The organism is Microbacterium rhizomatis, from assembly GCF_008710745.1.
Taxonomy (GTDB): domain Bacteria; phylum Actinomycetota; class Actinomycetes; order Actinomycetales; family Microbacteriaceae; genus Microbacterium; species Microbacterium rhizomatis.
In genome coordinates this window covers 1,417,607-1,436,988 of the sequence record NZ_VYSA01000001.1, presented here as the reverse complement: position 1 = coordinate 1,436,988, position 19,382 = coordinate 1,417,607, and the positions used below count along the sequence as shown (strand labels likewise).

Here is a 19,382-nt window from a genome sequence, read left to right as displayed (position 1 = left end):
ACTACCCCCTACCCCCTAGCCCCGCGCCCCTAGCCCCTAGCCCCTAGCCCCTAGCCCCTAGCCCCTCCCCCCCTCCAACCTGACACGGCAGGTTGGAGGGGGGGAGGGGAGGAGGGAGGGGAGGGGGGAGGGAGGAGGGGGGAGTCGCGTCGGAGGCCGGTAATAGGCTCTACGGGTGCCAACAGCCGTCATCGCCGCCGAGAACCTCGTCAAGGCCTACAAGGTCAAGGGCAAGCCCGACTTCGTCGCCGTCGACGGTCTGAGCTTCGACGTCGCCCCGGGGGAGTCGTTCGGACTGCTCGGCCCCAACGGCGCAGGCAAGTCGACCACGATGAAGATGATCGGCGCGGTGTCGACGCGTACGAGCGGCGGGCTCAGCATCCTCGGACTCGATCCCGATCAGTACGGCCCTGAGATCCGCTCGCGGCTCGGGGTCGTCCCGCAGCAGGACAACCTCGACGGCGAGCTGAACGCCCGCGAGAACCTCTACATCTACGGCCGCTACTTCGGTCTGTCGAGCAAAGCGTGCCATGAGAAGGCCGACGAGCTGCTCGCATTCGCCGCGCTCGAAGACAAGGCGAAGAGCAAGGTCGACGCGCTCTCGGGCGGTATGAAGCGCCGGCTGACGATCGCTCGCGGCCTGATCAACGACCCGCGGATCCTGCTGCTGGACGAGCCGACCACCGGCCTCGACCCGCAGGCGCGCCACGTGCTCTGGGACCGGCTGTTCCGGCTCAAGGAGCGCGGCACGACTCTCGTGCTGACGACGCACTATATGGACGAGGCCGAACAGCTGTGCGATCGCCTCGTCGTCGTCGACAAGGGTCGCATCATGGCGGAGGGCACGCCGGCGTCGCTCATCCGCGAGCACTCCAGTCGAGAGGTGCTCGAGGTGCGCTTCGGGTCGGACCGCAATCAGCAGGTCGCGGGGAATCTGGAGGGTATCGGCGATCGGGTCGAGGTGCTTCCCGACCGGGTGCTCATTTACACCGACAGCGGCGAGAGAGCCCTCGAGCGCGTGGTCGCCGGAGGTCTGGAGCCGATCACATCGCTCGTGCGCCGGTCGAGCCTCGAGGACGTGTTCCTGCGGCTCACCGGAAGGTCGCTGATCGAATGACCGGCGAACATCCGGAGGATGCTGCGATGGATGCGGCGGCATCCGTCGCGGTCACGCAGCCGTCGCTCGACGATCTGCGCGCCGAAGCGCTCGCCTGGGGCCGCCGACCGCGCGCGTTCGGCGGCTGGTACGTCACCGAGCACATGGTGCGGGCCATGCGCGCCTACGGCTGGACGATCGTCGTGGGCGCGATCGGGCAACCCGTCGTGTACCTTCTCGGGCTCGCGCTGGGTCTTGCCGCCCTCATCCAGGCGCCCATCGTCGACGGCGGCGAGCAGGTCAGCTATCTCGTCTTCGTCGCGCCGGCATTGCTCATGAGTGCGACGATCGCCGTGGCGAGCGAGGAGTTCACGTACCCGGTCCTGTCGGGGTTCAAATGGCGGCGCTACTTCTACGGATTCAACGCGTCGCCGCTGTCGTCGTCGCAGATCGCGGTCGGCGTCACGAACGGCGCCGGAGCGCGGATGCTGGTGGTCGCCGTCGCCTACTATCTGTTCATCTGGGTCTTCGGTGCGGTTCCGGACCCGGCGACGGGGTGGCTGTCGATCTTCGTCGCCGTGCTGGCCGGGCTCTCGTTCGGCATTCCGCTGATGGCATATGCGGCCACGATCCGAGACGACAAGGGGCAGTTCGCCCTCGTGCAGAGATTCGTCTTCATGCCGATGTTCCTGTTTTCGGGAACGTTCTATCCCCTGGGGGCGCTCCCCATCTGGCTGCAATGGATCGGGTGGATCTCGCCGCTGTGGCACGCCTCCGAACTCGGCAGGGCACTCACCTACGGCCACGAAACCGGCGGGCTCGGGATCGTCGTCCATGTTCTCTACCTCGTCGCTCTCGCCGTCGTCGGGTGGATTCTCGCCCGGCGCATCTTCGAACGGAGGCTCGCGTCGTGACCGCAGTGACGAGCATGCGGACCCCGACCCGGCGCGGCAGCGTCGGCGCGCTGTGGGCCGGTAATCCGGGCGCGGTCGTGCAGCGCGGGCTTCTGGCGGCGCGCAGCAGCAGCTGGATCGTGGTGCTCTCGGGCTTCTTCGAGCCGGTGCTGTACCTGGCGTCCATGGGTATCGGCCTGGGCAGTCTGATCGGCGATGTGCAGACCACGACGGGAACGACGGTCACCTACGCGCAGTACATCGCCCCGGCCCTCCTGGCCGTGTCGGCGATGAACGGCGCGGTCTACGACTCGACCTGGAACGTCTTCTTCAAGCTCAACTACGGCAAGCTCTACGAGGGGATGCTGGCGACATCGCTCGGCCCGCTCGATGTCGCGCTGGGTGAGATCCTGTATGCGCTCCTGCGCGGCCTGCTCTACGCGTGCGGATTCATGGTGATCATGCAGGTCTTCGGGCTGAACCTCGCCTGGACCGCCATCCTCGCCCTCCCCGCGGTCGTGCTGATCGCGTTCGGGTTCGCCAGCCTCGGGATGGCGATCACGAGCTACATGAAGGCGTTCCAGCAGATGGACTGGATCAACCTGATCATGCTCCCGATGTTCCTCTTCTCGGCGACGTTCTACCCGATCACCATCTACCCGGAGTGGGTGCAGTGGATCGTGCAGGCGCTCCCGCTCTGGCACGGTGTCGAGCTCATCCGCGGTCTCACCACGGGTGCCCTCTCCAGTGCCATGTACATTCACGTCGGGTACTTCGTCGTGATGATCGCCGTCGGGCTCGTCTTCACGACGAAGCGGCTGCGGGCGCTGTTCCTGGACTGACGTCGGCGGGCCCCCGACCGATGTCGCGGCCCAGGGCGGCGGCATCAGCGTCACTCCACCGAGTGCCGTGGATCAGGTCGACTTCCCAGGGCTCTCGCGAACCTTCAGTATCACGTAAGCTCTGGCGCATGGACACCCTCATCAGCATCCTCCACATCGGCACCGCGGTCTTCATCGTCGGCCCCATGGCGATCCTTCCCATGACCGGGCTGAGGGCCCTGCGGGCGGGAAACGCGGGGCAAGTGCGCACGCTGGCGAAGTCGACCATGATCCTGACCTGGCTGTCATTGCTGACATTCGTGTTCGGATTCGGCGCGATGAGCCTCGCCGACCCGAAGTACGGACTGACGTTCACGACTCCGTGGATCCTGTGGTCGAGCATCCTGTACGTGATCGCTTTCGTCGCCACCATGTTCGTCGTCGTACCCCAGCTCACGAAGGCTGCGGCCGAGCTCGACGCCGGTTCGGTCGCAGACGGGGCCAAGCCGTCGGGCTACGGCGCGATCGCCGCAGCGAGCGGCGTGTCATCTCTCCTGCTGGTCGCCGTCGTCGTGCTCATGATCTGGAAGCCGTAGCGCCCGTCGGACAATTCGCCCGACGTCGGAGCATTCCTCGCGAAATCCTCCGACAGAGGCCCGATTCTCCGACCGAGAAGACCTCGGGCGACCGACTCAGCCGCGCAGCGCGCGGAGGACGAGTGCGGTGCGGATCGCGGCATCCGCCGCCTCGGCACCCTTATCTTCTTTGGAGCCCTCGAGACCCGCGCGGTCGAGCCCCTGCTGCTCGTCGTCGAGGGTGAGCACACCGAAGCCGACGGGTTTGCCCGTGTCGAGCGCGACGCGCGTCAGCCCGTCGGTGGCGGCGGCCGAGACGTACTCGAAGTGGGGCGTGCCCCCGCGGATGATGACGCCGAGAGCCACGACGGCGTCGGCGCCTGCATCCAGCGCGGCCTTGGCCGCGACCGGGAGCTCGAACGACCCGGGCACCCGCACGAGACGCCACCCGGCGCCGGCGGCATCGAGCGCCCGCTCGGCGCCTGCGATCAGGCCGTCGGTGATGACCTCGTGCCATGTCCCCGCGATCACGACGATGTCCAGCCCCGTGGCGTCCGTGCCGCCGACGATGGGTGCCCCCTTGCCGCTCACGCGTCTGCCCCCTTCGCCGCCGTGCCGGCTTCGTGCATCTGAGCGAGAGCGTCTTCGAGATCTGCTTCGGCGATGATGTGCCCCATCCGGTCGCGCTTGGTCGAGAGGTACTGGTGGTTGTTCGGTCCGACGCCGACCAGGAGCGGCACCTGCTCGCTGATCTCGAGTCCGAGTTCGCGCAGCTGGTGCACCTTGTCGGTGTTGTTCGTCAGCAGCCGCACCTTGTCGACACCGAGGTCGGCGAGGATGCCGGCTGCCGCCGCGTAGTCGCGGGCATCGGCCGGGAGCCCGAGCGCGAGGTTGGCATCGACGGTGTCGAGACCGCGTTCCTGGAGGCTGTAGGCGCGGAGCTTGTTGATCAAGCCGATCCCGCGACCCTCGTGGCCGCGCATGTAGATGACGACGCCGCCCTGGGTGGCGATGGCGTCGAGCGCAGCATCCAATTGCGGTCCGCACTCGCACTTGAGCGAGTCGAACGCCTCGCCCGTGAGGCACTCGGAGTGCACGCGCACGAGGGGCGCCTCGTCGGCCAGGTCGCCGGAGATCACGGCGAGGTGATCGGTCCCTGTCACGCGGTCTTTGTAGGCGAGGAACCGGAAGTCGCCGTGAGCGGTCGGAACCTGCGCCTCTGCGCGCAGGCTCACGCGACGCTTGTGCGCAGAATGTTCATCGACCTCGATCGGGTCGATCTCGTCGAGGTAGGCGATCAGCTGCTCGATCGTGATGACGAGGACGCCGTCACGTTCGCCGAGTTCGATGAGCCCCGGCAGGCGCATCATGCCGCCGTCTTCGGCGACCACCTCGGCGATCGCGCCGACGGGCTTGAGACCTGCGAGCTTCATGAGCTCGACCGCCGCCTCGGTGTGGCCGCCGCGCTCGCGCACCCCGCCGTCCACGGCACGGAGCGGGAGAATGTGCCCTGGGCGGATGACGCTGCCGGGGGTGGAGGCGGGATCGGCCAGGACGTTGAGCGTGTGGGCCCGATCGCTTGCGCTGATGCCGGTCGAGTTCTTCCGGTCGGCGGCGTCCACGCTCACCGTGTACGCGGTCCCTCGCGCATCCTCGTTCATGGCGACCATGGGCGGCAGATCGAGGCGATCCGCCCAATCAGCGGGCATCGGGGCGCAGATGAAGCCGCTCGACCACCGAACGGTCCACGCGATCCATTCGGGCGTGGCGAGTTCGGCCGACAGGATGACGTCGCCCTCGTTCTCGCGGTTCTCGTCGTCGGCGACGATGACGGGGCGTCCGGCGCGCAGAGCGTCGAGCGCTTCGGGGATGGTGGCAAGGCTCATCGTGAGCCTCCTTCCAGATGGACGGCGGCTGCCGCCCCGTTCGGGTTCGCGGCGCCGGGCGCGAAGGCGAGCAGGCGCTGGACGTGACGGGCGAGGATGTCGGTCTCGAGGTTGACGCGTTCGCCGGGAACCCGTGCGCCGAGCGTCGTGGCGACGAGGGTCTCGGGGATGAGCGAGACCTCGAACCACTGCTCGGCCGCATCGGCGGGACTGGCGGCGCTGACGGTCAGTGACACTCCGTCGACCGCGATCGACCCCTTGTCGACCACGAGTGGGGCGAGGTGGTCGGGGAGGGCGACGCGGATGACGCGCCACTGGTCGCCAGGGCGCACCTCGAGGATCTCGCCCGTGCCGTCGATGTGACCCTGCACGATGTGGCCGCCCAGCCGGCCGTGCGCCGCCGTCGCCCTTTCGAGGTTCACCGCGCGCCCCGCTTCGACGCCCGCGAGCGTGGACATGTCGAGCGTCTGGCGCATCACGTCGGCGGTGAACCAATCATCGCCTCGATCGACCACGGTCAGACACACGCCGCTCACGGCGATCGAGTCTCCGTGCGCGGCATCCGACACGGTCTTCGGCGACCGGACCGTCACGCGCACGCCGTCTCCTGACGGCTCCACGGCCGTGATCGCACCGATCTCTTCGACGATTCCGGTGAACATCAGCGAACTCCTTCTCGGCCGGGCGCTTCATACCCGGTCGCTTTCGACTCGGCTCTCGGCGTCGCGATCATGAGCAGGTCGTCGCCGAGACTCTGGATGGATGCCACGTCCAGGCGCACCGCGTCGCCGATCGTGCCGACCCCGATATCGGTGATGGCCAGGCGTCCTGCGCCCAGGAGGACGGGGGCGATGTACGCGAGCACTTCATCGACGAGCCCTGCACGCAGGAAGGCGGATGCCAGCGTAGGGCCGCCCTCGACGAACACGCTCTGGACACCTCGCTCGCGCAGGTCGGCGAGAACGGCGCCCAGGTCGTGGTCGGCGTAGAACAGCGGTGCCTTCGGGTGGCGGTGGATCGCGGCCTCGCCGGGGATCTCAGAGCGTCCGATCACGACCGGCCGCGGCTGGGTACCCCGCAGGGCGCCGCTCTCATCCCGCGCGGTCAGCGACGGATCGTCGGCGAGGACGGTGCCCGTGCCCACCACGATGGCGTCCGCGACGGCGCGCCTGCGGTGCACGTCGGCCCGGGCATCCGGTCCTGTGATCCACTGGCTCGTGCCGTCGGCCGCCGCGGCGCGCCCGTCCAGGCTCTGCGCCCACTTGAGCGTGACGCGGGGGCGACCGAGCCTTGTGGTCTCGAGCCACGAGGCGAGAAGCTCTTCGCCCTCGGCGCGTTCCACTCCGGCGACGACCTCGACGCCCGCCTCGGCGAGGCGCTCAGCGCCCCCTCCCGCGGCGGGGTTGGGGTCCTCGACCGCATAGACGACGCGCGAGACGCCGGCGGCGATCAGCGCCTCGGAGCACGGGCCGGTGCGGCCGCGATGGTTGCAGGGTTCCAGGGTGACGACGGCGGTCGCGCCACGCGCACCCCCGGCGGGAAGCTGCGAGAGCGCGTCGACCTCGGCATGGTTCGTTCCTGCGCCGCGATGCCAGCCCTCGGCGATCACATCGCCCGTAGGAGAGAGGATGACGGCACCCACCTGCGGGTTCAGACCGCGAGGGCCGTTCAGCGCGAGTGCGAGTGCGCGGTCCATCGCTGCGCGTTCCGCGTCCTGCGTCGTCATCCGTCTGCCTCTGATCGAACTCGAGGTTGCGGGAGGCGACCGCGCGCGTCACGCCGTCCTGTGCTGCCTCCCATCCGGACTGACGAGGGATTTTCCTCGCATCACCGTCGGTTCCGGAATTTCACCGGATCAGCTTCGGCAGCACCCGAATCGGGTGCCGGCGCCTCGGCTCGCGGACTGTCACCGCCGGTTCGGATTCTCACCGACCCCGGAGCACTGTGTTGCTCTGAGTCTACTCAACGCCCGATGCGGGGATTCATTCCATGTCGGCGCATGAACTTATGCTCGCTGATGCGTCCCCGATCTCGCCGGGACCTTAGCCTGGAAGGGGAGAGGGGGAGGCATGGCCGATCACCGGGCCCCGAGCTTGAGGGCATCCTTCACGAGCCTGGCGGAGCGCCCGTATGCGGATGTGCTGATCATCGGTGGGGGGATCAACGGCCTCGCGACCTTCCGCGATCTCGCACTCCAGGGTGTCGATGTGGCGCTGGTCGAACGCGCCGATTTCGTCAGCGGTGCCTCGGCGGCGTCGTCGCACATGATCCACGGTGGAATCCGCTACCTCGAGAACGGCGAATTCCGCCTCGTGCACGAGGCCGTCACCGAGCGGAACGCGCTGCTCCAGATCGCCCCCCACTACGTGCGGCCGCTGCAGACGACGATCCCGGTCTTCTCCACGTTCAGCGGGGTCTTGACCGCGCCGCTCCGGTTTCTCCGCCACGGCGCCGGTGCCCACCGAGAGCGCGGGGCCGCGCTCATCAAGATCGGTCTCGTGATCTACGACTCCTTCTCGCGCGGCGGTCTGTTCGCCACCGGGCAGCGCGTCGGGCGGCATTCCTTCCACGGGAGACGGCGGTCGCTCGAGCAATTGCCCGCGCTCACTCCCGCCGTCCGCTACACGGCGACCTACTGGGACGCCTCGCTGCGTGACCCTGAGCGGCTCGCGATCGATGTCCTCCGGGATGCTCTGGCCTCCGGCGCGGAGGATCCGACAGCGCCCGCCCCGGCCGACAGTGCGCGCGCCGCGAACTACACCGCGGCCATCGCGTCGGACGAGGGCCGCATCGTGCTGCGCGACGTCGAGACGGGCGAGGAGGTGGAGTTCACCGCATCCGTCGTCATCAATGCCAGCGGGCCGTGGACCGACCTCACGAACGCGGCGCTGGGCGACCCCACCGTGCGGATGGGCGGTACGAAGGGTTCCCACATCGTGCTGGACCACCCCGAGCTGGTGGCCGCGACGGGCGGTCGCGAGCTGTTCTTCGAGCACAAGGACGGGCGCATCGTGCTCATCTATCCGCTCAATGGGCGGGTACTCGTGGGCACATCCGACCTGGAGCACGACATGGCCGAGGCCGCCGTATGCACCGAGGCCGAGGTCGACTACTTCATCGATCTGATCGGGCACGTGCTGCCAGAGATCGAAGTGAGCCGTGCGCAGATCGTCTACCGCTTCGCGGGCGTGCGGCCACTGCCCGGTCACGGAGACCTCGCCCCCGGGTTCGTGTCGCGCGACTACCGCATCGATGCCGAGCCCCTGGGCGGACGGCGGGGTTCCCCGTCGCATGCCACGGTGCTGAGCCTCGTCGGCGGTAAGTGGACCACCTTCCGGGCATCGGCCGAGCATCTCGCCGATCACGCCCTTGCGCTTCTCTCGCGCCCGCGCCGGCGCTCGACGAAGGGGCTGCCGATCGGCGGCGGCCGCGGCTTCCCCACGACCGAGCGGGCCCGCCGCCAGTGGATCGGCGCGCACGACCCCGGTCTCGGCTTCGCCCGCGTCGCGACGCTCCTCGAGCGCTACGGCACAGTCGCCGCCGATGTCGTCCGGGCGATCGGGTCCGATCCCTCCGACCGCGCGCTCACCACGCTCCCCTCGTACAGCACGGGGGAGCTGCGGCACGTGGCCCGCACCGAGTCCGTCGTCCACCTCGACGACGTGCTCCAACGGCGCACGATCCTGGCCTTCGTCGGCGATGCCTCCGCCGGAGCCGCCGCTGAGATCGCCGAGGCGATCGCACCCGTGCTCGGGTGGGACGAACAGGAGTGCGCGCACGAGGTGGAGCGTGCGCTGCAGAAGGTGCACGCCGCCGATCCGAGCTGGTCGGCCGACCGGTCATCGAACGCGGACGACGGGCTCGTCGGCGCGCGATAGCCTGACGGAGCCGCCCCTGGGATGAATCCAGGGGCCAGCCACCGACTCGAAGGGGAACGACGTGGCCGATCATGTGCTCGCGCTCGACCAGGGAACCACCTCGACCCGGGCGATCGTCTTCGATGCCGACGGGGGCATCGTCGCCACGGCCCAGCGCGAGCACCAACAGATCTTCCCCCGCGCCGGATGGGTCGAGCACGACCCGATCGAGATCTGGACGAATACGCAGTGGGTCCTCGCCACAGCACTGGATGAGGCAGGGCTCGGACCGAGCGACATCGCGGGGCTGGGCATCACGAATCAGCGCGAGACCGTCATCGTATGGGATCGTCGGACGGGGCACCCGGTCTGCAACGCGATCGTCTGGCAGGACACGCGCACCCAACCGCTCATCGACGACCTCGCGGCCGACGGCGGCACCGACCGGTTCGTCGATGCGACCGGGTTGCCGCTTGCCACGTACTTCTCGGCATCCAAGATCGCGTGGGTACTCGAGAACGTGCGGCACGCGCGGAGGGATGCCGAGGCCGGCCATCTCCTGTTCGGCACGCCGGACACGTGGCTGATCTGGAACCTCACGGGCGACACGCGCGGCGGCATCCACGTCACGGACGTCACGAACGCGAGCCGAACACTTCTGATGGACCTCGCCACCCTCGACTGGTCGGACGAGCTCCTCAAGATCTTCGACATTCCCCGGAGCATGCTGCCGCGGATCGTCGCGTCGTCGGGGGTCGTCGGCGACGTGCACGAACCACCCGCAGCCCGCGGCATCCCGATCGCGGGCATCCTCGGCGATCAGCAGGCGGCGACCTTCGGCCAGGCGGCCTTCGACCCGGGCCAGTCCAAGAACACGTACGGGACGGGCAATTTCCTGCTCGTGAACACCGGCACCGAGATCGTGCGCTCGCAGCACGGCCTGGTGACGACGGTCGCCTACCGCGCCGGCGACGAGCCCGCGCGGTTCGCGCTGGAAGGGTCGATCGCCGTCACCGGGTCGCTCGTGCAATGGCTGCGCGACAACCTCGGCATCATCAACTCGGCCGCCGAAGTGGCACGACTCGCCTCGACCGTCGACGACAGCGGCGGGGCGTACTTCGTCCCGGCCTTCTCGGGCCTGTTCGCGCCCTATTGGCGCCCCGACGCCCGGGGCGCTCTCGTCGGCCTCACACGGTATGTCAACAAGGCGCACATCGCGCGCGCGGCGATCGAGGCCGCCGCCTTCCAATCCCGCGACGTGATCGACGCGATCGTGGCAGACACGGGCACAGCGCTCGCCGAGCTGCGGGTCGACGGCGGAGGATCGCGCGACGACCTGATGATGCAGTTCCAGGCCGACATCCTCGGCATCCCCGTCGTTCGCCCGGCGGTGGTCGAGACCACCGCTCTCGGCGCCGCCTACGCCGCGGGGCTCGCGACCGGAGTCTGGCGCGATCGCGATGCCCTCCGTGCCCAGTGGCGGGAGGGCGCCAGGTGGGAGCCGCGGATGCCGCAGGACGAGGCCGACCGTCGAGTTCGGCTGTGGCGCAAGGCCGTGACGAAGTCGCTCGATTGGGTCGACGATGACGTGACAGAGTTGTCATAGGTCGGCGTTGTCATAGGTCGGCCTTCGCCGACCTTCAGCTGCGCCTACTTGAGCAGCCGGCTCAGTCTCCGGTCGGCGAGGATCTTGCCGCCGGTCTGGCACGTGGGGCAGTACTCGAGGCTGTTGTCGGCGAAGAACACGCTCCGGACGGTGTCGCCGCACACGGGACAGGTCTCACCGCGGCGGCCGTGCACCCGCATCCCTCGGCGCTTCGCGTCCTTCAGATCCGCCGGGGGCTTGCCGGATGCCTCGGCCACCGCATCCGTCAGGGTCTCGACCATCGCGGCGTAGAGACGGTCGACCTCCTCGTCACTCAGCGTGGCGGCCAATGCGTAGGGCGACATCTTCGCCACGTGGAGGATCTCGTCGGAATAAGCGTTGCCGACACCGGCGATGACGGACTGGTCGCGCAGCACCCCCTTGATCTGCGTGCGACGGCCCGCGAGCAGCTCGGCCAGCGTGGTGCGGGTGAAGCCTTCGCCGAGGGGGTCCGGCCCGAGCCGGGCGATGCCGGGCACGTCCGCAGGGTCGCGCACCACGTAGACGGCGAGCGACTTCTTCGTGCCGGCCTCGGTCAGGTCGAACCCCGAACCGTCGCCCAACGCCACACGCAGCGCGATCGGGGTCTTCCCCGGTCGGATGAGCGTCGTCGACACCTGGTCGTACCAGCGCAGCCAGCCCGCCTTCGCGAGGTGGAAGACGAGGTGAGGACCAGCATCCGTCCCATTCGCGGGGATGCCCGTCGCGATGTCGATGAATTTGCCGTGGCGCGCGACGCTCGAGACCACGGTGCCCTCGAGCGCCTGCACCGGCGGATCGTAGGTCTTGAGCGCAGCGATCGCCGCGACGGTGGCGCGCGTGATCTCGAGCCCGGTCACACGCCCGCCGAGGAAGTCGACCAGACCCTGAACCTCGGGCATCTCCGGCATGCGCCAACCCTATCCCCGTGCCCGACACTCGGTCGCGCGTCAGTCCTCCAGCACGGGCCAGGGCTGCGGCGTCCGATCGTCGCCGGGAAGGAGGCCCGCGATCCAGCCGTCGTGGCGCGCGGTCGGGCTCAGCAGCGCCTGACGCAGCAGTCCCTCATAGCGGAAGCCGAGCGCGCGCCCGGCCCGCGCCGACGCTGTGTTGCCGACGACCGCACGCCACTCGATCCGCTCGAGCCCGAGGCCGTCGTCAGCGAATGCCCAGTCGATCACGGCGCGCGCGGCTTCGGTGAGAAGGCCCCGCCCTCTGGAACCCGGCGACATCCAGTACCCGAGCTCGGCGGAGCCGGTGCCCAGACGGTAGAGCCCGACCATTCCGGCGAGGACGGCACCCTCACGGACGGCCCAGGTCTGTTCGAGGTCCATGGCCCAGTTCTTGGCCACCCGCGGGATGAACTCTTCCGCGTGGCGGCGCTCATACGGTGACGGAACTGTCGTGTAGCGCTGGATGCCGGGATCCTGACACGCCTCGAAGATCGCATCGACGTCGGCCTCTGTGGGGATCGACAGCTCCAGGCGCGCAGTGCGCAGCGTGACCGGGTCCATCCCGCCCACCCTAGCCCGCGTCGCTGATCCCCGCCGCCCATGCTCGGACCCCGACCCGGGCTGCCGCCGTCTCCGGGCCGCCTCTTGCACGCCGCTTGAATGCACAACGCAGGATCAACCGGGCATCTACGGGGTGACACGCCGCAGAGCGAGGCCTTCGGCGGCGGTTGATCCTGCGTTGTGCGTCGGGGAAGGCCGCCCTCGAGTGCAGACGGGCCTCCCGGCGGTTCCTCCCCAGGCCCACCTCGATCCGGCTTCTTCACTGGTGGAGGGCAGTCCGCCCGAGGGTCGTGCGCAGGGACGGCAGCCTGTGCTGATGATCGGTGACCTCTTTGACGGCTTTGGAATCCCCGTCGATCGTGCTGTCGGATATCGCGAGCTCCGGGCGTCCGGCGTGACTCGAAGCGGTATCGATAAAGCGCTCGAGAACGGCCAGCTCATCCGAGCCCGAAGGAACGTGTATGTTTCGGCAGACGTCTCACCCAACGTCGTCAAGGCGCAGACCGTCGGCGGAAGGGTCACGTGCCTGACCGCGCTTCAGGAGCTGGGGGTCTTCGTGCTCCGCAACTCTCGTCTCCATGTCCAGGTCGAGAGATATGACGGGCGCCTCAGGTCTCCGCACTCTCGAAGAAGGTCCCTGGCGACCGTTCGGGATCAGGCGGTAACCGTGCACTGGTCGACGATCGATGCGCCAGAAGGCACTCACATCACACCGGTCATCTACGCGCTGGCGCATGCGGCACTGTGTCAGGAGCCGCGGGCCACCATCGCATCGATCGACAGTGCGCTGAATAAGGGCGTCCTAGCATCGGAGGAGCTGGAACGGCTCTTCGGCATGCTTCCGGCGAGGTTCGGCGCGCTTCGCCCGCTTGTCGATGGACGCGCGGAGGCCGGGTCCGAGACGTTCGCGCGTCTCCTGCTGCGTGCGTTCGGCCGACGAGTCGACGTCCAGAAGACCATCGCGGGCGTCGGAAGGGTAGATCTCGTCATCGACGGCTGGTTGGTCGTCGAGTGCGACAGCCGTGCCTTCCACCAGGGGTGGGAGCGGCAGGAGGCCGACCGCGAGCGGGATCTGGCGCTCGCCGCTCGCGGCTACGTCGTCATCCGTCCGACCGCGAACTTGGTCTTTCATCGACCCGAGGTCCTCATCGCAGCCATCCGGGGCTTGCTGTCCGGACGAGGTTGAGCAGAGCCGTCGGCATCGCACACAGCGAACCCCGAAAGAGGCGTCCCCGCAATGCACAACGCAGGATCGATCGTGCAGGGCAAGGGCGACACGCCGCGATCGGTATCCCGAATCGGCCATCGGTCCTGCGTTGTGCACCAGGGCTCGCGCAGCACGGCCGCGGGGGCGGATGGCCGCGGGGCTCGCGCAGCACGGCCGCAGGGGCGGATGGGCCGACGCCGGCGCCTGGGCTACCCCCGACGAAGCAGGCCGATCTTGTCGTAGACGTCCGCGAGCGTCCGATCGGCCACCTCGGCGGCGCGGCCCGCGTTGTGCGCGAGCACGCGGTCCAGCTCGGCGGGGTCGTCGAGCAGTTCCAGCGCCCGAGCGCGCACGGGCTCGAACTCCGACACCACCACCTCGGCGAGCCCCTTCTTGAAGTCGCCGTAGCCCCGCCCCGCGTACTCGTTCTCGATCGAGGCGATCTGCTGCCCGCTGAGCGCGGCGTAGATCACCAGCAGGTTCGACACCCCGGGCTTGGTCTCCCGATCGAACCGCACGACACCCTCGCTGTCGGTGACGGCGCGCATGATCTTCTTCGCCGTCGCGGTCGGCTCGTCGAGCATCCACAGCACACCCGCGTCCGACTCCGCCGACTTCGACATCTTCGCCGTCGGGTTCTGCAGGTCGTAGATGCGGGCGGTCCCCTTCTGGATCACCGGCATCGGAACCGTGAACGCCGTGCCGTAGCGGCTGTTGAACCGCTCGGCGAGGTCGCGGGTGAGCTCGATGTGCTGCTTCTGGTCCTCGCCGACCGGCACGATGTCGGTCTGGTACAGGAGGATGTCGGATGCCATCAGCACGGGGTACGTGAAGAGTCCGACGTTCGTCGCATCTGCGCCGTAGCGGGCCGACTTGTCTTTGAACTGGGTCATGCGCCCCGCCTCGCCGAAGCCGGTGATGGTGGAGAGGATCCACGCCAGCTCGGAGTGTGCGGGCACATGCGACTGCACGTAGAGCGTCGATCGCGATGGCTCGATGCCGGCCGCGATGTACTGCGCTGCGGTGCGCCGCGTCTTCTCGCGCCGCTCCGCCGGGTCGTCCGGCTGGGTGAGCGCGTGCAGGTCGACGACGGAGAAGAACGCGTCGTACGAGTCCTGCAGGTCGCGCCACTGCATGAGCGCCCCGATGTAGTTGCCGATCTGGAGCGAATCGGCCGAGGGCTGCATGCCGGAGTAGAGGCGCGGTTTGGTCACCCGTCAATCCTAGGCGCGGCGCGAATCCTCCCCGGCGGGGGCGCGGCGGGCGTGCGGGGCGCGTCGAGAGATCATGCCGAGCGGACGAAGACGCCCGCGCGCATCGGCGGTTCGATGGCCCGAAGCCGTCAACAAGCCGAAAGGACCCGTCGATGCCTGATCACGAGGTCGATCGCACGCAGCTCCCGATCCGAGACGTCCCGTTCAGCGGCACGATGGGCCGGACCCTCGCGGACTCCGTCCCGGACTGGGGGATCGTCGCCGATGTGCCGCCACCGGAAGGAGCACCCAACGTGCTCCTCATCCTCATCGACGACGCCGGGTTCGGCCAGGCCTCGACCTTCGGCGGGCCCATCGACACCCCGAATCTCTCGCGCCTCGCGGATCGGGGCCTGCGCTACAACGCGATGCACGTCGCCGCTCTGTGTTCGCCCACGCGCGCTGCGCTCCTCACCGGGCGCAACCACCACGCGGCCGGATTCGGGTCGGTCGGCGAGCTCCCCGGTCCGTTCCCCGGCTATTCGGGCGTGCTGCCGAAGAGCTGCACGCCGTTCCCCAAGATCCTGCGCGACAACGGCTATTCCACGGCCGCGATCGGCAAGTGGCATCTGTCGCCCAGTCGCGTGCACGGGCCGGCGGGGCCCTTCGACCGGTGGCCGAGCGGGTGGGGCTTCGACTACTTCTGGGGATTCCTCTCGGGAGAGTCCGGGCAGTACGACCCGATGATCTACGAGAACGACGCTGTCGACCAGGCCTACGGCGGGCCCGGTGACCGAGACTTCTACCTGCCGGACGCGCTCACCGACAAGTCGATCGAGTGGCTCCACGGGATCACGGCCCACAAGCAGGAGAAGCCCTGGTTCATGTACTACTCGACAGGGTGCGCGCACGCCCCGCACCACGTCCCCGAGGAGTGGTCGAACAAGTACCGCGGTCGGTTCGACGAGGGATGGGATGCTGCGCGCGAGGCGATCTTCGCCCGACAGAAGTCGCTGGGGGTCATCCCCGCCGACACCGAGCTGACTCCTCGCGACGACGCCTTTCCCGCCTGGGACTCGCTCACGGACGACGAGCGCGCGCTGTATGCGCGTCAGATGGAGGTCTACGCCGGCTACCAGGAGAACGCCGATCACAACATCGGTCGCCTGATCGACGAGATCGAGCGCATGGGTCAGCTCGACAACACGCTGATCCTCTACATCTGGGGTGACAACGGCGCCTCGCTCGAGGGTACGCTCACAGGCTCGTTCAACGAGCTGACGATGCAGAACGGCATCCCGCTGACCTCCGAGCAGCAGCTGGCCCTCATCGATGCCCATGGCGGACTGGATTCATGGGGTGGCCCCGACACGGCGCCGCACTGCTCGGCCGCGTGGGCGTGGGCGGGCAACACGCCGTTCCGGTGGGGCAAGCAGGTCGCGTCGCACCTCGGCGGCACCCGCAACCCGATGGTGGTGAGCTGGCCGGCAGCCATCACCGACCACGGAGGGCTCCGCAGCCAGTTCGGTCACGTGAACGACATCGGGCCCACGATCCTCGAGATCGCCGGCATCCCTGAGCCGCTCACCGTGGACGGCATCGTGCAGACGCCGATGGCGGGCACGAGCCTGGCGTACTCGTTCCACGATGCCGATGCGCCCGAACAGCACACCCGGCAGTACTTCGAGATCTACGGAAATCGCGGCATGTACCAGGACGGCTGGTGGGCGGCGTGCATGCTTCCGCGTATCCCGTGGGATGCCACGCCCGCCACGATCCGCAGGTTCGCGCCCGACGTGTTCGATCCGGACGCTCTCGAATGGGAGCTGTACTACCTGCCGGACGATTTCTCGCAGGCGCGCAACGTCGCGGCCGAGCATCCGGAGAAGGTCCGTGAGCTGGAGGCGCTCTGGTGGGAGGAGGCCGCACGCAACAATGCACTGCCGATGCTCGCCGGCATGTCGGCGTTCTTCGGTGTCGTGCCGCCTCTCCGCGAGCAGACCAGGTGGACCTATTGGGGAGCGGATGTGCAGAATTCGCCGGCCGGGATCATGCCGCCCATCCTCAATCGCTCCTACTCGATCACCGCGCACGTGACCGTTCCGCCTGAGGGCGCGGATGGCGTGCTGCTGGCGGCGTTCGATCACCTCGGCGGATTCAGCCTGTTCGCTCAGAACGGCCTGCTGCGCCACACGTACAGCTTCATGGGCGTCGAGACCTATCGTCAGGTGTCGGGAGTGCCGATCCCGTCGGGAGCGGTCGCGATCCGGCTGGACTTCGATGCGGATGCCGCGGTCATGGCGCCGCCCGGCGAGGTGACGTTGTGGATAGACGGCGAAGTCGTCGGCCGCGGCCGGATGGATCGCACGGTGCCGATCATGTTCAACGGGTACTCGGGGATGGACATCGGTCGTGACAACGGCGAGGTCGTCGATCGCGCGTACCAGCATCTCGCGCCGTTCGCGTGGAACGGCAGCATCGAGCGGATCGACGTCGATGTGCGTCCCCCCGGTCGGGCCGCGAACGAAGGCCTGCATCGTGCCGAGACGGCGGGGCGACACGCCCGTCACATCGAATCGTGAGGCACCCGGCCCGACGCGGCGAAGGGATGGGGTCAGGCCTCGATGAGGCCGAGGGTGCGCACCGCTTCGACGGCCTCTGAGCGGGATGAGACCCCCAGCTTGCGGTAGATGGAGATCGCCTGCGTCTTGATCGTGTTCTTCGAGAGGTGCAGGCGCCCGCCGATCTCTTCGAAGGTGAGATGGGTCGGGAGAAGGGGGAGCAGCCGCCATTCGGCCGTTGTGAGCAGGTTCGCGCCGGCGACAGGTCCCGTGCGCTCTCCGAGGGACAGGCCCGCGACGGCATCGGAGACAGATCGGATCTCTGCGGCGAGGGGGCCTCGGCCCGGTAGGAGCGCGATCATCTCCTCCGCCTCGCGCAGCGCTCCACGCGCCACGGCGATGTCGCCGAGCCGTATCGCCGTGCGGACGATCGCGATACGCAGCTGCACCGCGAGCCACGGGAGGGCCTTGCCCACGAGCGGCCGGTATCGCTCTGCCGCGGTCAGCAGCTCACGCGCTCGCTCGCGCTCGCCCCTGCGCGCCGCGGCAAGGGCGGCGAGGGCGGTCGGCAACGCCGTCTGCGGGTACATCGTCATTTTCGCGTCACGTGCCACCTCCATCGCTTCATCGACCAGCGGCTGGGAGTGATTCGGCGTCTCCATGAGGAGCGCACGCTGGGCGAGTGCCAGCACGAGGGCCGCGCTCGCGTTCTCTTCACGGCTGAGGTGGATCGCCTCGTCCAGCGCTGCGGCCGCTTCGGCGGGGTGACCCGTGAGCGACAGCGCGATGCCGGCGATCATGAGCGTCGGCGACCGCCACGGGCTCGACTCCGCGACCTCCCGTCGCGCAGCGAGGGCGTCTTCGAGCATCGCCGATGTGCCGTTCGCCGCGAGGTGGGCTCGATAGGTGAGGTAGGCGACCGCCTCATCGGAGTCTTTGAACGGATGCCGGGAGTAATGGTCTGCGGCCACCTTGCCCCACCGGGTCGCGCACACGTAGTCGCCGGTCATGACGCCCGCGTAGGCGAACATCGTCGCGAGGTAACCGTCGGTCGTCGCGATGTCGGCACCGATGCCGTGGAACAGGTCGACGAGGGCGGTGAGCTCGCCGGCGTAGAACATCGGAAGCACTGCGGCACCCAGTACTTCGAGCGCGTCGGCTCGCGCGCCGTCTGCCACACGCAGTCGCAGGGCCTCGACCGGCCGGTCGTGGTGGGCGAGCCAGTCGGCTCCGCGCCGTCGGATCGCACTGATCTCGCCGGGGAAACGGCGCTCGCACTCGTCTTCGAGCGCGGCGCGCACGAATCGCTGCCAGGCGAATCTGCGCGAACGGCGATCGACGGCGAACAGGAAGTGCCCGCTCCTTTCCAGTGCTTCGAGTATCTGCTGCGAACCGGTGCGGGCGAGCGCCGCATCGCAGAGGCCCGCCTCCAGCTCTTCGAACAGGGAGGCCCGCATCACGAAGTCAGCCACGTCGTCGGCGAGCTCGGCGAGCACGCGCGAGCGCACGTACTCCACCACGATCCGTTCGCGGCCGGTGAAGCCCTCGCCCGGCGTTCCTCGGTGGGCCGTTGATGCCGCGAGCCGGAGTCCGGCGGCCCACCCGTCCGTCACGCGCACGAGATCGTCGATCTCGTCGGCGTCCAGGTCGAGGAGGATCTGCTCGGCTTCTGCGACGCCGAGACGGAGCTCGTCGACTCCGACGAACCGCACCGGGCCGGCCAGCCGCGCGGCCGTGAGCGCGCGCTCGTCGAGCGAGCGACCCGCGACGACGATGTGGACACCGGGGGCGGTGGGCAGCTCGAAGATCGTGGAGAGGTGCGCCGCGGAGATTCGCTCGGTCTCGTCGAAGACCAGCACCAGAGGCTCGGGAGGCTGCGCGAGAAATGCTCCGAGCGCTGCGCGAGGGGGGAGTGTCGTGGGTACGGCGTCAGGCCACCGTTGTCCGATCGCATCGAGGATCGCCACGGCGAGACCATCGGGAGAGGCCTCAGCCGTGACCGGACGCGTCACCCAGAGGAACGGGAGCCCGCTGTCGGTCGCCCATTGGCGCAGGAGAGTGGTCTTTCCGTAGCCCGCGGGCGCGAGCACCACGACGCACCGGCTGTCGGCGCTCCAGGCGCGCGGCGTTTCGAGGTGATCGGCGAGAGTCACGT

General features: G+C 68.7%; 16 protein-coding genes and 1 riboswitch. Of the genes, 8 read left to right on the top strand and 8 right to left on the bottom strand.

Features of this window, described 5'->3' with window-relative positions:
* The first annotated feature begins 175 nt into the window (after window positions 1-175).
* The 4 genes from F6B43_RS06840 to F6B43_RS06825 all read left to right on the top strand — a co-directional run bounded on the left by F6B43_RS06840 (window position 176) and on the right by F6B43_RS06825 (window position 3,406).
* The gene (locus tag F6B43_RS06840; protein ID WP_150448066.1) at window positions 176-1,117 is read left to right on the top strand and encodes an ABC transporter ATP-binding protein; all 942 of its coding nucleotides are present in this window, start codon (window positions 176-178) and stop codon (window positions 1,115-1,117) included.
* The gene (locus F6B43_RS06835; RefSeq protein WP_425486805.1) at window positions 1,114-2,010 is read left to right on the top strand and encodes an ABC transporter permease; all 897 of its coding nucleotides are present in this window, start codon (window positions 1,114-1,116) and stop codon (window positions 2,008-2,010) included. Before F6B43_RS06840 ends, F6B43_RS06835 begins: the two co-directional genes overlap by 4 nt.
* A gap of 14 nt (window positions 2,011-2,024) precedes the next feature.
* On the top strand, window positions 2,025-2,831 hold the full coding sequence (locus F6B43_RS06830; RefSeq protein WP_150448480.1) for an ABC transporter permease: 807 nt from the start codon (window positions 2,025-2,027) through the stop codon (window positions 2,829-2,831).
* A 128-nt stretch (window positions 2,832-2,959) separates the two neighbouring features.
* Window positions 2,960-3,406: a DUF2269 family protein gene (locus F6B43_RS06825; protein ID WP_150448065.1), complete on the top strand. Its 447-nt coding sequence runs from the start codon at window positions 2,960-2,962 to the stop codon at window positions 3,404-3,406.
* Between the two features lie 96 nt (window positions 3,407-3,502).
* Here the strand turns inward: F6B43_RS06825 and ribH are convergent, their stop codons facing one another.
* Genes ribH through ribD form a run of 4 tightly spaced genes read right to left on the bottom strand, consistent with a single transcriptional unit; the run spans window position 3,503 to window position 6,997 of the window.
* Window positions 3,503-3,976, bottom strand: coding sequence for a 6,7-dimethyl-8-ribityllumazine synthase (gene ribH, locus F6B43_RS06820; RefSeq protein WP_150448064.1), 474 nt, complete (start codon window positions 3,974-3,976; stop codon window positions 3,503-3,505).
* On the bottom strand, window positions 3,973-5,271 hold the full coding sequence (ribA, locus tag F6B43_RS06815; protein ID WP_150448063.1) for a GTP cyclohydrolase II: 1,299 nt from the start codon (window positions 5,269-5,271) through the stop codon (window positions 3,973-3,975). The genes ribH and ribA overlap by 4 nt, the downstream gene beginning before the upstream one ends.
* Entirely contained in the window at window positions 5,268-5,933 is a 666-nt protein-coding gene (locus tag F6B43_RS06810) for a riboflavin synthase (protein WP_150448062.1), read from the bottom strand. The genes ribA and F6B43_RS06810 overlap by 4 nt, the downstream gene beginning before the upstream one ends.
* Complete coding sequence (gene ribD, locus F6B43_RS06805) at window positions 5,933-6,997, bottom strand: bifunctional diaminohydroxyphosphoribosylaminopyrimidine deaminase/5-amino-6-(5-phosphoribosylamino)uracil reductase RibD (protein ID WP_150448061.1); 1,065 nt, start codon at window positions 6,995-6,997, stop codon at window positions 5,933-5,935. The genes F6B43_RS06810 and ribD overlap by 1 nt, the downstream gene beginning before the upstream one ends.
* Before the next feature lie 58 nt (window positions 6,998-7,055).
* A riboswitch (FMN riboswitch) is annotated at window positions 7,056-7,216 on the bottom strand.
* 124 nt (window positions 7,217-7,340) lie between these two features.
* On the opposite strand from ribD, the gene F6B43_RS06800 reads away from it, so the two are divergent.
* Together F6B43_RS06800 and glpK are read left to right on the top strand one after the other, a co-directional pair.
* Window positions 7,341-9,149, top strand: a complete 1,809-nt coding sequence (locus F6B43_RS06800; protein ID WP_150448060.1) for a glycerol-3-phosphate dehydrogenase/oxidase — start codon at window positions 7,341-7,343, stop codon at window positions 9,147-9,149.
* A gap of 61 nt (window positions 9,150-9,210) precedes the next feature.
* Window positions 9,211-10,734 carry a glycerol kinase GlpK gene (gene glpK, locus F6B43_RS06795; RefSeq protein WP_150448059.1) on the top strand — a complete coding sequence of 508 codons (1,524 nt, stop codon included), beginning with the start codon at window positions 9,211-9,213 and terminating at the stop codon, window positions 10,732-10,734.
* Between the two features lie 44 nt (window positions 10,735-10,778).
* On the opposite strand, the gene F6B43_RS06790 is transcribed toward glpK, so the two are convergent.
* On the bottom strand, window positions 10,779-11,663 hold the full coding sequence (locus F6B43_RS06790) for an Fpg/Nei family DNA glycosylase (protein ID WP_150448058.1): 885 nt from the start codon (window positions 11,661-11,663) through the stop codon (window positions 10,779-10,781).
* A gap of 39 nt (window positions 11,664-11,702) precedes the next feature.
* The gene (locus F6B43_RS06785) at window positions 11,703-12,266 is read right to left on the bottom strand and encodes a GNAT family N-acetyltransferase (RefSeq protein WP_150448057.1); all 564 of its coding nucleotides are present in this window, start codon (window positions 12,264-12,266) and stop codon (window positions 11,703-11,705) included.
* 316 nt (window positions 12,267-12,582) lie between these two features.
* Between F6B43_RS06785 and F6B43_RS06780 the strand changes: the two genes are divergently transcribed.
* Window positions 12,583-13,452: an endonuclease domain-containing protein gene (locus F6B43_RS06780; RefSeq protein ID WP_150448056.1), complete on the top strand. Its 870-nt coding sequence runs from the start codon at window positions 12,583-12,585 to the stop codon at window positions 13,450-13,452.
* A 230-nt stretch (window positions 13,453-13,682) separates the two neighbouring features.
* On the opposite strand, the gene trpS is transcribed toward F6B43_RS06780, so the two are convergent.
* Complete coding sequence (trpS, locus tag F6B43_RS06775; protein WP_150448055.1) at window positions 13,683-14,687, bottom strand: tryptophan--tRNA ligase; 1,005 nt, start codon at window positions 14,685-14,687, stop codon at window positions 13,683-13,685.
* Between the two features lie 152 nt (window positions 14,688-14,839).
* On the opposite strand from trpS, the gene F6B43_RS06770 reads away from it, so the two are divergent.
* On the top strand, window positions 14,840-17,248 hold the full coding sequence (locus tag F6B43_RS06770; protein ID WP_150448054.1) for an arylsulfatase: 2,409 nt from the start codon (window positions 14,840-14,842) through the stop codon (window positions 17,246-17,248).
* 32 nt (window positions 17,249-17,280) lie between these two features.
* Here F6B43_RS06770 and F6B43_RS06765 read toward each other — a convergent pair whose 3' ends face one another.
* Entirely contained in the window at window positions 17,281-19,380 is a 2,100-nt protein-coding gene (locus F6B43_RS06765) for a winged helix-turn-helix domain-containing protein (protein ID WP_150448053.1), read from the bottom strand.
* Between the last annotated feature and the right edge of the window lie 2 nt (window positions 19,381-19,382).